Origin of the sequence: Pseudomonas helleri, from assembly GCF_001043025.1 — a bacterium.
Lineage (GTDB): Bacteria > Pseudomonadota > Gammaproteobacteria > Pseudomonadales > Pseudomonadaceae > Aquipseudomonas > Aquipseudomonas helleri.
The window spans coordinates 47756-61470 of the sequence record NZ_JYLD01000014.1 but is presented as its reverse complement, the minus strand read 5'-3'; the positions used below and the strand labels follow the sequence as shown (position 1 = coordinate 61470).

Below are 13715 nucleotides of genomic sequence, written 5' to 3'. Positions count from 1 at the left end.
ATGCGGGGCGTTACATGAAGTGTGACAATCTGACTATTATCATAAAAAATAATAGGTCTATCTAAAACAAGTTAAAAAACCAATCTATTTCGATACTTTGTAAAGCTTGGATAAAAGTTAGTTGCGCCAGTGCTACGTTAAAGAAGTTGTTTAGTAGTTGTTATTTAAGTAGGTCAGTCATTAATAGCCACTCTGCAGTCATGGATTATGCAGAGTGGCTTTATTATTAAGTGCGGACCTTAAGGTGGATAGGTGAGTGCGCAACTTTATAGGGTTGCGGCACTGGAAGTTTGAGAGTGCTGAATTAGTTAGAGCCGTCTAAGAGGGTAAGGGAATGTCCGACATCACATTGGCAGGCGATGGGTCTACAAGCAGTGACCCGGTGAAAAAAGCTAGCTCGCCCAGTTCGTCCAGCTCTTCTAACGCCAAGCCGGCGCGACTGGATGCTGAGGGTATCAAGAAAGAAATAAGCCAACTCAACAGTTCGCCAGATGGCCTTAGTTCGGCAACGGCCAAGAGCCTGCTTGAAAAGTATGGGCCGAACGCCATTGAGGCCAAAGAAGACAGTCGCTGGAAAAAGCTGCTTGGTTATTTCTGGGGGCCTATTCCATGGATGATTGAAATTGCGGCACTTATCTCGTTGGCGCGTCAGGACTGGCCAGACTTTATCGTGATTACCGGCCTGCTGCTTTATAACGCGGCTGTTGGTTTTTGGCAGGACAACAAAGCCGCCAGTGCACTGGCGGCGCTGAAGAAAGGTTTGGCACTTAAAGCCCACGCCAAGCGTGACGGGAAGTTGCAAACCATCGATGCGGCCGAACTGGTGCCGGGGGATGTGGTGACAGTGTCCGGTGGGGAGATTTTGCCCGCCGACTTGCTGTTGATCGACGGCGCTTATTTGTCGGTGGATCAGGCGGCGTTAACGGGTGAGTCTTTACCTGTATCGAAGATGGTCGGTGACAGCGGTTACTCCGGCTCTATCGCGCGGCAAGGTTCGATGACCGGTATTGTCACTTCAACCGGTAACAATACGTTCTTTGGGCGCACAGCCAAGTTGGTGGCCAGTGCGGGTGCCAAGTCTCACGCTGAACAAGCGGTACTGCGTATCGGGGATTTCCTGATTATCCTCGCGGCCATTCTGGCGCTGATTCTGGTCGGCACGCAGTTATACAAAGACATTGTTGTGCAAGGGCATTGGGCGTGGTCTGAGGCCGGTGATATTGCGCAGTTTGTGTTGGTATTGCTGATCGCTTCGGTACCGGTGGCCATGCCAGCGGTGATGTCCGTCACCATGGCGCTGGGGGCGTTGGCGTTATCCAAACAAAAGGCCATTGTTTCGCGGTTGTCGGCCATTGAGGAGTTGGCCGGGGTTGATGTGTTGTGCTCCGATAAAACCGGGACGCTGACGCAAAACCACCTGACGGTTGATAGCGCGATTCCTTTTGACCCTAAAACAACCCCCGACGAAGTGATTCTAGGCGCGGCGTTGGCGTGCCAGCCGGAAAGTACGGATGCCATTGACCAAGCTGTTTTAAGTGCGCTGAAAGATAAAAAATCGCTGGATGGCTTTAAACAAGTCAGTTTCACGCCTTTTGACCCGGTCAATAAAAAGACCCTGGCGGTGGTGCAAGACGCTTCGCAAAAACAGACGTCCTATGCGAAAGGGGCGCCGCAAGTGATTGCCACGTTGTGCGGTATCAGTGAAACCTCCAGCGACGATCCGCGCTCCACGGCTTATTTCGGCAAAGTCAGCGAACTGGCCAGCCATGGCACGCGCGCACTCGGTGTTGCCCGCTCGGATGATGGCGGCAAAACTTGGGACCTCCTGGGCTTGCTGGCCTTGCTCGATCCGCCGCGCCCTGACGCTAAAGAAACCATTGCCCAGGCACGTGCGCTGGGGCTGTCGGTGAAGATGGTCACGGGCGATGACGTGGCGATTGGTTCCGAAATCTCCCGGCAACTGGGGCTTGGGACGCACTTGCTGGTTGCTGATCAGGTGTTCCCTAAAGATACGGACAACAACCATATTCCGATTGATGCGGCCCGTGCAGTTGAGGCCGCCGACGGGTTTGGGCGCGTGTTCCCGGAGAACAAATACCAGATCGTTAAAGCGCTGCAAGAGCGTAATCACATTGTTGCAATGACAGGGGATGGTGTTAACGACGCCCCGGCCTTGAAACAAGCTGAATGCGGTATTGCGGTGTCGGGTGCAACGGACGCGGCAAGATCGGCCGCCGCGCTGATTTTGACCGCCCCGGGGTTATCCACGATTGTGAATGCCATTGAAGAAGCGCGGGCTATCTTCGAGCGTATTACCTCGTATGTGTACTACCGGATTGCGATGACGATTTGCATCATGTTTGTGGTGGTGCTGTCTTATTTGGTGTTCGGCGTGCGTCCGTTGACCGCCATCATGATTGTGGTACTGGCGTTGCTGGATGATATTCCGATCATGACCATCGCCTATGACAACGTCAAAATAGCCAAGAAACCGGTGCGGTGGGATATGCATCGAATCATCATATTCTCTTCTCTGATGGGGTTGATGGCACTGGCGCAGAGTTTTGGCCTTGTTCTGATCTCGATGTACTGGATGAACAACGCAGAACTGATGCATGTGTTTGCACTCGACCTGAGTCATCTACAGACCATGTTGTTCTTGCAGTTGGCAGCGGGCGGTCACTTGTTGCTGTTTGTGGTGCGTAACCGTAATAGCGTGTTCAAACCACCGTTCCCGTCGTTGCCGCTGTTGTTGGCGGTTATCGGTACGCAGATTGTCGCGGTGTTTATTTGTGCCTTCGGTATTTTCGTGCCGGCTATTTCGTGGGAACTGATCGGCGTAGTCTGGGTGTACGTCCTTGTCTGGATGGTGATCATCGATATCGTGAAGTTGATCTACTTCTCCGTCGTCGACAAGCGTGAAAAACAAAGCGAAAACCTGACTAAAGCCATCGCATGACTAGGGAAGCCAGACTATGAGCCTTATTAGTAAGTTGATTGTTAAGCCAGGGTCAAAAATTCGCCTTGCTGACGTGGACCCTGACTTTCATGGTCCTTATAAATCGGAAAAGGATGCGCAAAAGCATCTTGATCAACAGTCCGCCAGCATCTCTGACCTGCAAAAGAAGCTCTATGCCGAGCGTAAACATTCCTTGCTGATTGTTTTGCAGGGCATTGATGCGGCCGGTAAAGATGGCACTTGCTGGCATGTGTTGCGTTCGATGAACCCGCAAGGCACCAATGTGCAGGGTTTCAAGCAGCCGACCCCCGAAGAAAGCAGCCATGATTTTCTTTGGCGGGTGCATCCCCATGTACCGGCTGACGGTAACGTGGCTATCTTTAACCGTTCGCACTATGAAGACGTGCTTGTGCAGCGCGTGCACAAAATGGCGCCCGGCAAGGTTATTGAAAAGCGCTACGACCTGATCAATGCGTTTGAAAGCACCGTGCATTCGAATAACACGACGATCTTGAAGTTCTTCTTGTACATCTCGCCTGAAGAGCAACTCAGACGCTTTGAAGAGCGTCTGGATGATCCAATGCGGCAGTGGAAAATCAGCGAGGGTGACTATTCAGAGCGCGCCCTGTGGGACGACTACATCAAGGCGTATGAGGCGATGTTGAACAAATGTTCGACTGATCATGCGCCCTGGTACGTCATCCCGGCCAACCACAAGTGGTTCCGCAACCTGGCTGTCGGGAGCATTGTTGAGAAGACGCTCAAAGACATGAAGATGCAGTTGCCCAAACCCACGGTTGATCTCAAAGAAATCGGAAGGAAGTACCACCAGGCCAAGAAAGAAAAACTCTAAATCATTAGAGCGCCGCCCTGAAGTTTTGAACGTTCAGGGCGGCGATGGCCAGGTCTGACATCTCATAGCGTTTCCTGTTGGTTGATCAGAGCAGGAGGCGCTATTGGCATTTAGCGGTTCACCTTATATCGGCCTGTGACGGGCTTCATTGCATTAGGCGTCGTTATGTACACAACCCTGCTCATTTTCTTCATGGTTTATTTGGTAATGGGTGTCGGTAAGCTGCCGGCATTTAACGTGGACAGAACGGGCGCTGCAGTCGTTGGCGCCCTGGCCATGATCGTAGCAGGAAGCCTTAGCCCGCAAGCCGCGTGGGATGCCATCGACTACCGCACCCTTGGGCTGCTGTTTGGCTTGATGGTGGTGTCGGGGGCGTTCACGGTCTCGGGATTTTATGCCTGGGCTGCGGAGAAAGTCGCAACGCTAAAAATTACCCCGGTCGCGCTGCTGGCAGTGTTTATTGCCGTCAGTGCCGGGCTTTCCTCATTGTTGACCAATGACGTGGTGGTGTTGTCGATGACGCCGCTGCTGGTCAGCGTAGCGCTGGCACGGGGGCTTAACCCGGTGCCGTTTCTGCTGGCGTTTTGTTTTGCAGCCAACGCCGGTGCCGCGGGCACCCTGATCGGCAGCCCGCAAAACATGATTGCGGCCCAAGCGCTTGATCTCTCGTTTAACGAATTCATGATTGCTGCAGGGGTGCCGGCGCTTTTATCGCTGCCCATCATCTGGTGCATCATCGCGTGGCAATACCGTGGCAAATGGACGCTGGAGCGTAAGACCGATAAAGCGGTTGTTCACCCTCCCGTACAGCTCGATAAAGTCGAAACGACCAAAGCCATCATCGTCGCTAGCGCCGTGATCATCGCCCTGGTGGCCGACATATGGCCGCGTGAACTGGTGGCCCTGGCCGGCGCGGGCATCCTGCTGGTCAACCGCAGCCTGGCTTCCAAAGACGTGCTCAAGCAAGTTGACGGCAACCTGTTGCTGCTGATTATCGGCTTGTTTATTTGCAACCAGGCACTCGCCAATACCGGACTGCCGCAATCGCTGTTTGACTGGCTGCGCCATGTGGGCATCGACGTTAACGACCCTATTTCGCTGTTTGTGGCCGGATCATTGCTCAGTGATGTGGTCGGCAACAACCCGGCGGTCATGCTGCTTTCCCCTTATTTGCACCCTGACGGCAATGCACAGTCGTTAGGTGCTGCGATAGCGTTGGGTACCGGGTTTTCGAGCAACCTTATTATTTTCGGCAGCCTGGCCGGGATCATCGTCGTGGAACAGGCGGCGGGGTGCGGTATCAAGATCTCGTTCGGGTCATTCGCAAAGTCCGGGGTGCCGGTGACCTTGGTGACCTTGCTGATGGCGGGGTTGTGGATTGCGTTTTTGTGAGGGGAGGGGCTCGGCAGCGGCTACAGAGGTTTAGTGTTCGCTGGCTGTAGGAGCGAGCTTGTCTCGCGATCTTTTCAGCATGGTTTACGGCTGCTGCGCAGCCGGACGTGGCCTCGCAAGGCTCGTCAACTGCTACGGGGGGAGCGTGAGCTCTGTGGAGCTGCCGAAGGCTGCGATCTTTTGACGGTATTTTGGTGGGCACAAAAATGCCGCGCAATGCGCGGCTTTTAATGTGGTGGGCCCAGCAGGACTCGAACCTGCGACCAAGGGATTATGAGCCCACTTAAAACACCAGGGTTCATTGGTAAAACCCAGCAAATAAAGGTTTTTACGAATATTTATTCCCATATTTCCCGCATGTACTCGATGGATCTGGACACGCTTTGAGACTGGCTTCTCACAACCCTACAAAACCTTTCACTCTGGCAATGGCCTCCAAGCTGTCAGACCCCAGACACGACGTGGCCTAGCTGATTGATTGCACTCCCCCCTGGGTTTGCACAAAAAAAGGACGCGAAGCCCGTCGGCGGGAGGGGGATAAGTGCTTTTTCAGATGTTTTTTTATTGGCATAAGGATTTTTTCAAAAGATTGGTGGTTATAGTGTTGATAGTTTTTTGCTGGTGGGTATAATAACTACAAAATGAGGCGATAAGGAGGTGATGTGAATAGCCGACAGCTGATTAATGCAATAGAAGCTGACGGTTGGTATCTGGTACGGAGTAAGGGGAGCCACCACCACTTCAAGCATCCAACGAAGCCGGGACTGGTAACGATTCCTCACCCGAAAAAGGATCTACTGACCAAAACGATAAACAGCATTTTGAAACAAGCCCAACTCTGATGAGCTGGGTGCTACACCAAGTCCTATGGAGGGCCAGATAATGCTTTACCCAATTGCGGTTCGCCCCGGTGATACGCAACATGCATGGGGCGTAGAAGTCCCGGATATACCAGGATGTTTCTCTGCTGGGGAGGATCTTGATGACGCGATGGCAATGGCACGTGAAGCCATTGAAGGACACCTAGAGATTTTGGCCGAGGATAACGCCAAGATTCCTGTAGCAACCAAGGTAAGCGCTCACGTATCCAATCCCGATTACGAGGGTTGCATCTGGGCTGTAGTCGATATCGACATCACCAAATATCTTGGGAAGGCTGAAAAGCTGAACATCACCTTACCTGGATACCTACTGAACCGTATTGATGAGTATGTGAAGCACCACCCGGAAGAAAAAAGCCGTTCTGGATTTTTAGCATCAGCGGCATTAAAGGTCCTGCAGGAAGCGTAGACCGACAGGAAATAGCCTGTTTCCTAGCACCTAGTGTTAGGGTTGAAATGGATGTCAGAGAAGAAAGCGCACCCGCCCTATGGCGGGTTTTCTTTGCCTATCGAAAAAAATGTTAAAGTTGATTAAGCCGACGCATGTTATGGCTGCCATATCAGAGAACCATTTCAAGCGAATATTCATCAGAATTAATATCCTGATCTTTCGATCATTTTAGTCTAAGCCAAAGCATATTGGATCCGAACAGAAAACCTTGCTGTTGCACTGGCTGACTACATGCTTGTTATATATGCTGAGCGATTGAATATCATTATGTATGTGAAAGGATTTAATTTCTTTTGTCGCTTTAAAATTTTCGATCTCTTCCTCTGTCATTCTTCCCGGGACGATAGAGTCAATGTCCGTGAATATGTATCTAATGAAACTTTTCGAAGTTAAATTAAAATCAAATGAGAGGTGGTCATTCTCAGGAAGCGGTGTGCTGAATCCTCTATCAGACAAAAGGCAAGAATGATCTTCAAAAGTATAAATTATAACAGCTACATAGTAATTTTTGTTGGAAAGTAGATGTTCAGTCATGGTGTTTATAAAGTTGCTTTCATTTTTCGCTAAGGGAGCTAGCGCAATAAATATTATTCCTAGCCAGTCAGTGTAATCTTCTTTTGATATGTTGAGTAATTCGCAAAGGTATTTTTGCTGTGGTTTACTACCGTTAAGTACTCTTTCAAAGTTAGCTAGATGGGAATTATCTGTTGGTTTGAGATTTCTTAAATGGGGGAGAGTGTTAAGTACTTCTTTTGCTGAGTAAGGGTTTCGGACAAGGTTCATATATTTAATAGCAAAAATGCTCTGTATCTCTGAGGCTACATCGGTTCCTGGAGTTTTCAACTTGCTAAGCAGGTTTAAAGTTATGTCTCTGACTTTGTGTTCGTACGTTTTGAATAGGTCTTCGAAGTTATATCTATCATCGCCGTTGCTAGGGATATCAAAGCTGAATAAGTCGATAAAACTAAGTGATTTTCTTATTGGTCTGCCTTTTTTAGAGCATGGCTCGATCTTGAAATTCTCTCGATCAATAACATTGAATTCGAAAATTCGTGCATTTTTGTGATCGGAGGGGATAGGGTTGGATGCATTTAATCGTTGCTCTGACTGTGATAGGAAATGTTGATTTTTTGTTTTGTTTTTTAGATCCACTTTCACGCCTCTCCCCTGCTTATGTTTCCTCACAATACACTATGGATCTATACAAAAAAACGATGCGTATATTTACAAGGTGATTGGTCTCAGCTTTCCGGCGAGCATAATCGTTTTAGCTCGTAAAGCTATGAACGCAGTTGCCTCTACGGGGCTCGAGATCGGCCCCGGAGCATGTGTATGCTCCGCCATCCGCGTATTCATTTTCTCCACCAAGTCGAGCAAATCACACACCACCTGGAACAGGTTCACGCTCTCAGAGCCGATTCAGTTTTTCGGTGCGACCAACCGCTGGCTCTCCCCGGCCACACTCTTGCGCAGTCCCTCGATCTGCTCCTGCATATCGCTACCCGCGGTGGCGTTGTACTTATCCCCAACCACCAGATTCAAATCCCGGCCCGTGGCCTGGTGCAAGTCATCCACAGCCGCCACGCTCATCGATCCGCCTGCTAGCAGTTTCACGGCACCCATGGCTTCGATAGTTTTGATGCCGCCTACTGTCTCCTTTGAATGGTCGTCCACTTCTTGGGTGTGGCTTTGATAGTGCTCCTGGTTGTCCAGAGCCTGTACTTCGCGATCGGCTGAAAAGTCCTGTATGCGACCGTCGGTTTGCCGCGACCAGTTGCCGTCGGCGTCCACGCGCTGCTGGGCGGTTTCGCCGTGCTGCCAGACTTGATCCCCTTTGGGCACCTTGGGCAGGCTCAGGCCGTGGGGCAGGATGGTCTGGATAAAGGGCTTTATCGGTATGCCGTAGGCGAAGTTGACCACGACCATGCTGCTTTCCCCGTACCTGCATCCGGACAACAACGCGCAGTTGTTAGGTGCTGCGATTGCGTTGGGTACCGGGTTTTCGAGCAACCTTATTATTTTCGGCAGCCTGGCCGGGATCATCGTCGTGGAACAGGCGGCGGGGTGCGGTATCAAGATCTCGTTCGGGTCATTCGCAAAGTCCGGGGTGCCAGTGACCTTGGTGACCTTGCTGATGGCGGGGTTGTGGATTGCGTTTTTGTGAGGGGAGGGGCTCGGCAGCGGCTACAGGGGTTTAGTGTTCGCTGTCTGTAGGAGCGAGCTTGTCTCGCGATCTTTTCAGCGTGGTTTACGGCTGCTGCGCAGCCGGACGTAGCCTCGCAAGGCTCGTCAACTGCTACAGGGGGAGTGGGGCGATGAGCTCTTTGTTAAGGGCACAAAAAAGCCGCGCAATGCGCGGCTTTTAATGTGGTGGGCCCAGCAGGACTCGAACCTGCGACCAAGGGATTATGAGTCCCCTGCTCTAACCAACTGAGCTATAGGCCCTAAGTAAGCCGGGGATTATAACGATGGTTTCTTAGGAGTGCTATCCGAAAAATCTTAATTAGAGGTACGAAGAATTCTGTGTGCGAATTCTGTCGCATTTGAAGGCGTGCAGACGCTGTATTGCCCATAAAGCAAAACCCCCGGCAGGGCCGGGGGTTTTGGGATCACTCGTCGAGGAAGGAGCGTAAGTGCTCGCTTCTCGTCGGGTGGCGCAGCTTACGCAGCGCTTTGGCTTCGATCTGACGAATCCGCTCACGGGTAACGTCGAACTGCTTACCAACCTCCTCAAGGGTATGGTCGGTATTCATGTCGATACCGAAACGCATGCGCAGTACTTTGGCTTCACGTGCCGTCAGGCCGCCGAGTACGTCGCGTGTCGCTTCTTTAAGGCTCTCAACGGTGGCTACATCGATTGGCGACTGCATGGTCGAGTCTTCGATGAAGTCGCCCAGATGGGAGTCTTCGTCATCACCGATCGGGGTTTCCATGGAGATCGGCTCTTTAGCGATCTTCAATACCTTGCGGATTTTGTCCTCAGGCATTTCCATGCGTTCGCCCAGCTCTTCCGGGGTCGGTTCACGGCCCATTTCCTGCAACATCTGGCGGGAAATACGGTTGAGCTTGTTGATCGTCTCGATCATGTGCACCGGAATACGGATGGTGCGGGCCTGGTCGGCGATCGAGCGAGTGATCGCCTGACGGATCCACCAGGTGGCATAAGTCGAGAATTTGTAGCCGCGGCGGTATTCAAACTTGTCTACCGCTTTCATCAAGCCGATGTTGCCTTCCTGGATCAGGTCGAGGAACTGCAAGCCACGGTTGGTGTACTTCTTGGCGATGGAGATCACCAGACGCAAGTTCGCTTCGACCATCTCTTTCTTCGCGCGGCGGGCCTTGGCCTCACCGATCGACATGCGACGGTTGATGTCCTTGATCTCAGCAACCGTCAAGCCGGTTTCTGCTTCCAGTGCCGACAGCTTTTGCTGGCAACGGATGATATCCGGTTGCAGGCGGCCAATGGCTTCAGCGTATTTGCTTTTGCCTTTAGCCAGCGAATCGCTCCAGCTTTCGTCAACTTCGTTGCCCGGGAACAGGCGCAGGAAGTCGGCGCGTGGCATACGTGCATCACGTACACACAGCTGCATGATGGCGCGTTCTTGTGCACGCAGACGCTCCAGGGCACTGCGAACACGCTCAACCAAACCTTCGAATTGCTTCGGAACCAGTTTGATCGGCATGAACAGCTCAGCCAGGGCAACCAGTTCGATGATGGCTTGCTTGCTGTCGCGGCCGTGCTTTTTCAGCGCCTTGCGAGTGATTTCCATCTGATCAGAGACGGCACCAAAACGCTGGGCAGCAATGACCGGATCTGGACCGCTTTCGGCTTCTTCTTCATCGTCTGAAGATTCTGCTTCGTCATCGTCGCTGTCGTCGTCAGCTTTAGCAGCTTTGGCGTCGACAGGTGGCGGAACTTCGGCAGCAGGTGGCGTAATACCGTCGTCCGGGTCGATATAACCGCTCAGAACGTCGGACAGGCGGCCACCTTCGGTGGTGACGCGAGTGTACTCGGAGAGAATGTGGTCAACCGTGCCAGGGAAGTGCGCGATTGCGCTCATCACCTCACGGATGCCTTCTTCGATACGCTTGGCGATTTCGATTTCGCCTTCACGTGTCAGCAACTCTACCGTACCCATTTCACGCATATACATACGTACAGGGTCAGTCGTACGACCAATATCGGTCTCTACTGCCGCCAACGCTGCGGCTGCTTCTTCAGCAGCGGCTTCGTCGGTGTCAGCATCGGCCAACATAAGGGCGTCCGCATCCGGAGCACTCTCGTGTACGGGGATCCCCATGTCATTAATCATGCGGATGATGTCTTCCACTTGCTCCGGATCTGAAATATCTTCGGGCAGGTGGTCGTTGACCTCTGCGTAAGTCAGATACTTCTGCTCACGGCCGAGGGTGATCAACTCTTTGATACGAGACTGCTGTTGCGCTTTTCCGGACATAACACCCTATCCACTGAAGGTCTTGGCGGGCAAAAAACAAGCCGAGGATTATACCTTAGCTGTGACCTCACGCGCCAGTTGAGGTCGGGTTTGATGCAGGATTATTGCGACTCAAGAGGTCGCGTAACTGGTTTTTTTCCTCGGTACTAAGCTCGCCTTGACGTGCTTTTCGAAGAAGTTGCTCTAGATTTCGCTCACGTTGGCGTGCTGACAAGCTAGTTATGGTGTCGAAAAACTGTTGTTCAAGGTTGTCGGCGTCAATTAGCCATTCCTTTTCCAGCAGTCGTTGTAACAATCGACCCTGCTCAGTGCCGTGCCAGCGCGACAGCAACTGAATAGAGCTTAGCTTAGGATTTTTCTGTACGGCTTCTACCAGAGCAATCAGTAACTGATTATTGGTCTGGTCTTCGGCCGCAAAGTGCCCGGCGTCCTCAACTTTTTTTGCCAGTTGGGGATGGTGCAGCAGGGTGCGCAAGGCCGTTAGCGTGGGTGGTTCGACGCCGACCGGCACCCAGGCCTGCTCGCGCTCGGCGCCTCGTTTACCTTTTTTGTCCCAAGGTTTGTTTTCCCACTTTTTACCGCCAGCGCCAGGCTTTTTCGGGGTCCATTCCTGTTGGGGGATGTACACGTCCGGTTGCTGGAAGTCGCTGTAGTCGGGCATTGCGTCGTAATCAATGCCAGGGTCGTAAGCGGGTTGGGCCTGAGGTTTGACGGGCGCGCTTTGTGCCAGTTGGCTGACCATGTCGTGGGTCAGGCCGGTGATTTCGGTCAGGCGCTGACGCATCAGCGTGCGCAGGTTGGCGCCCGGCACTTTGTCGATCAACGGTGCTGCCAGCGTGACCATGTGGGCTTTGCCCTCAAGCGACCGCGGGTCGGCTTCTTCGGTCAGTTGCTGGAAAAAGTAATCGGCCAGCGGTTGTGCGTGCTGGTTGATGCGCGCCTTGAAGGCGTCGGTGCCTTCGGAGCGCACCAATGTGTCCGGGTCTTCGCCCTCGGGCAAAAACAGAAAGCGCGCACGGCGACCGTCCTGCAAGCACGAGAGGGTTGCTTCAAGGGCGCGCCAGGCAGCGTTGCGGCCAGCCTGATCGCCGTCAAAACAGAATAGAACGCTGGGCACCACGCGAAACAAGCGTTTCATGTGCTCTTCGCTGGTGGCGGTACCCAAGGTGGCGACGGCATTGCGCAGGCCTTGCTGGGCCAGCGCGATCACGTCCATGTAGCCTTCAACCACGATGATTTCATCGAGGCTGCGGTTGAATTTGCGTGCCTCGAACAGCCCGTAGAGTTCCTGGCCCTTGTGGAATACAGGGGTTTCCGGGGAGTTCAGGTATTTGGGCTTGTCGTCGCCGAGCACGCGGCCGCCGAACGCAATGATGCGGCCGCGGCTGTCGCGGATCGGGAACATCACGCGGTCGCGAAAGCGGTCGTAGCGTTTGCCGGTCTCGGCGTTCTCCACCAGCAGCCCGGCGTCAATCATCGCCTTTTGCTGCAGGGTGTCGTTGCTCAAGTGCTTGAACAGGTTGTCCCAGCCGGGCGGGGCGAAACCGAGGCCAAAGTCGCGAGCGATTTCGCCGGTCAGGCCGCGGCCTTTGAGGTATTCGACGGCGACTTTGCGTGCAGGATGACTCTTGAGCGCTTGCCGGTAAAAGTCGGCGGCAGCGGTCAGAAGCGGGTAGAGCGGTGAGTCGGTAGGTTGCCGTGGCTTGTGTGATCGGCCGCCTTCTTCTCGGGGGATCTCCATGCCGGCAGCTTTTGCCAGTTCTTCGACGGCCTGGGGGAAGTCCAGGTTGTCGTGGTCCATGATGAAGCCGAGGGCATTGCCGCCTGCGCCGCAGCCAAAGCAGTAATAAAACTGTTTGTCGGGGCTGACACTGAACGAGGGCGTTTTTTCTTTGTGAAACGGGCAGCAAGCCGTGTAGTTCTTGCCTGCTTTCTTCATTTGCACGCGCGAGCTGACGACATCGACGATATCGGTGCGGTTCAGAAGGTCGTCAATAAAGCTCTGGGGGATTAACCCGGCCATGGCGTTCTCGTCATCACGGAGCAGAAATTAACCCCGATGAGTGGCTTGGCATGATGGCGTGCACGCAGGTGCATGGCTCGATCGTGTGGCGTCTGCTCAGTCATTGTGGGGAAGTGTATCTGTCGAATCTCATCTGACTAGGGTTTTAATCAGTACGAATATGTTCGATAGGTGTTGCGCTCTGAGTCCGAATTGACCTGTGGTGGGTCTCGGGTGGCTCATAAGCAGGCACAGGAGAAGTACCTTGGGCTGATTGTCTTGGGAGAATCAGGAAAAGTGTGCTCGTCGGTAGCCTTGTAAGGCTCGTCAGTAAAGACGTGCACCGCTGGTTGTTAAAACCAGGTCTGACGTGGTGTTACGCTTTGTCGCGGTCGCATCTGCGGCCTTGACGGTAGAGCGTGTAACTTGCTGCAACTGCCTACGGCCCGGCTTTAGGCCGGGCTTGGCAGAAGCTTGCAACGAACGTCTGTGTATTAGTACAGACGAACGGCGCGGCGCTGCTCGCGCTGAACTTTCTTTGCGTGACGCTTAACAGCTGCTGCTGCTTTGCGCTTACGCTCAGAAGTCGGCTTCTCGTAAAATTCGCGGCTGCGAACTTCAGCCAGTACACCGGCTTTTTCGCAGGAGCGCTTGAAACGACGCAGAGCTACGTCGAAGGGTTCGTTCTCTTTTACTTTGACGGCTGGCATCCAGAGCTAC

10 protein-coding genes, 1 tRNA gene and 1 pseudogene are annotated in these 13715 nt (G+C 53.0%); 6 read left to right on the top strand and 6 right to left on the bottom strand.

Translation table 11 applies throughout. The features are described from left to right. The first annotated feature begins 334 nt into the window (after window positions 1-334). The 5 genes from TU84_RS20300 (at window position 335) to TU84_RS20285 (ending at window position 6494) form a co-directional block, all read left to right on the top strand. Window positions 335-2959, top strand: a complete 2625-nt coding sequence (locus TU84_RS20300) for a plasma-membrane proton-efflux P-type ATPase (RefSeq protein WP_053225282.1) — start codon at window positions 335-337, stop codon at window positions 2957-2959. A 16-nt stretch (window positions 2960-2975) separates the two neighbouring features. Beyond that, complete coding sequence (locus TU84_RS20295; RefSeq protein WP_048372256.1) at window positions 2976-3812, top strand: polyphosphate kinase 2 family protein; 837 nt, start codon at window positions 2976-2978, stop codon at window positions 3810-3812. A 165-nt stretch (window positions 3813-3977) separates the two neighbouring features. Beyond that, window positions 3978-5204 (top strand): ArsB/NhaD family transporter, encoded by a 1227-nt coding sequence (locus tag TU84_RS20290; protein ID WP_048372254.1) that lies wholly within the window; start codon window positions 3978-3980, stop codon window positions 5202-5204. Between the two features lie 662 nt (window positions 5205-5866). Then, window positions 5867-6046 (top strand): type II toxin-antitoxin system HicA family toxin, encoded by a 180-nt coding sequence (locus tag TU84_RS25720; protein ID WP_082148774.1) that lies wholly within the window; start codon window positions 5867-5869, stop codon window positions 6044-6046. Window positions 6047-6086: 40 nt separating this feature from the next. Next, entirely contained in the window at window positions 6087-6494 is a 408-nt protein-coding gene (locus tag TU84_RS20285) for a type II toxin-antitoxin system HicB family antitoxin (RefSeq protein ID WP_048372252.1), read from the top strand. 210 nt (window positions 6495-6704) lie between these two features. Here TU84_RS20285 and TU84_RS20280 read toward each other — a convergent pair whose 3' ends face one another. Then, window positions 6705-7694: a hypothetical protein gene (locus tag TU84_RS20280; protein WP_053225281.1), complete on the bottom strand. Its 990-nt coding sequence runs from the start codon at window positions 7692-7694 to the stop codon at window positions 6705-6707. A gap of 66 nt (window positions 7695-7760) precedes the next feature. Further along, window positions 7761-8471, bottom strand: a pseudogene (locus TU84_RS25290) (hypothetical protein); the annotation flags it as partial. Between TU84_RS25290 and TU84_RS25285 the strand changes: the two are divergent. Further along, window positions 8461-8700 carry a hypothetical protein gene (locus TU84_RS25285; RefSeq protein ID WP_053225279.1) on the top strand — a complete coding sequence of 80 codons (240 nt, stop codon included), beginning with the start codon at window positions 8461-8463 and terminating at the stop codon, window positions 8698-8700. The pseudogene TU84_RS25290 and the gene TU84_RS25285 sit on opposite strands and share 11 nt — an antisense overlap. A gap of 204 nt (window positions 8701-8904) precedes the next feature. Here TU84_RS25285 and TU84_RS20270 read toward each other — a convergent pair. The 4 genes from TU84_RS20270 to rpsU form a co-directional block, all read right to left on the bottom strand. Continuing rightward, a tRNA-Ile gene (locus tag TU84_RS20270) sits at window positions 8905-8981 on the bottom strand. Window positions 8982-9145: 164 nt separating this feature from the next. Beyond that, a complete protein-coding gene (gene rpoD / locus TU84_RS20265; RefSeq protein WP_048372251.1) occupies window positions 9146-10993 on the bottom strand; it encodes an RNA polymerase sigma factor RpoD in 1848 nt (615 codons plus the stop codon). Between the two features lie 67 nt (window positions 10994-11060). Then, window positions 11061-13016, bottom strand: a complete 1956-nt coding sequence (gene dnaG / locus TU84_RS20260) for a DNA primase (RefSeq protein WP_048372249.1) — start codon at window positions 13014-13016, stop codon at window positions 11061-11063. A 473-nt stretch (window positions 13017-13489) separates the two neighbouring features. After that, a complete protein-coding gene (gene rpsU / locus TU84_RS20255) occupies window positions 13490-13705 on the bottom strand; it encodes a 30S ribosomal protein S21 (protein WP_002551877.1) in 216 nt (71 codons plus the stop codon). Window positions 13706-13715 lie beyond the last annotated feature (10 nt).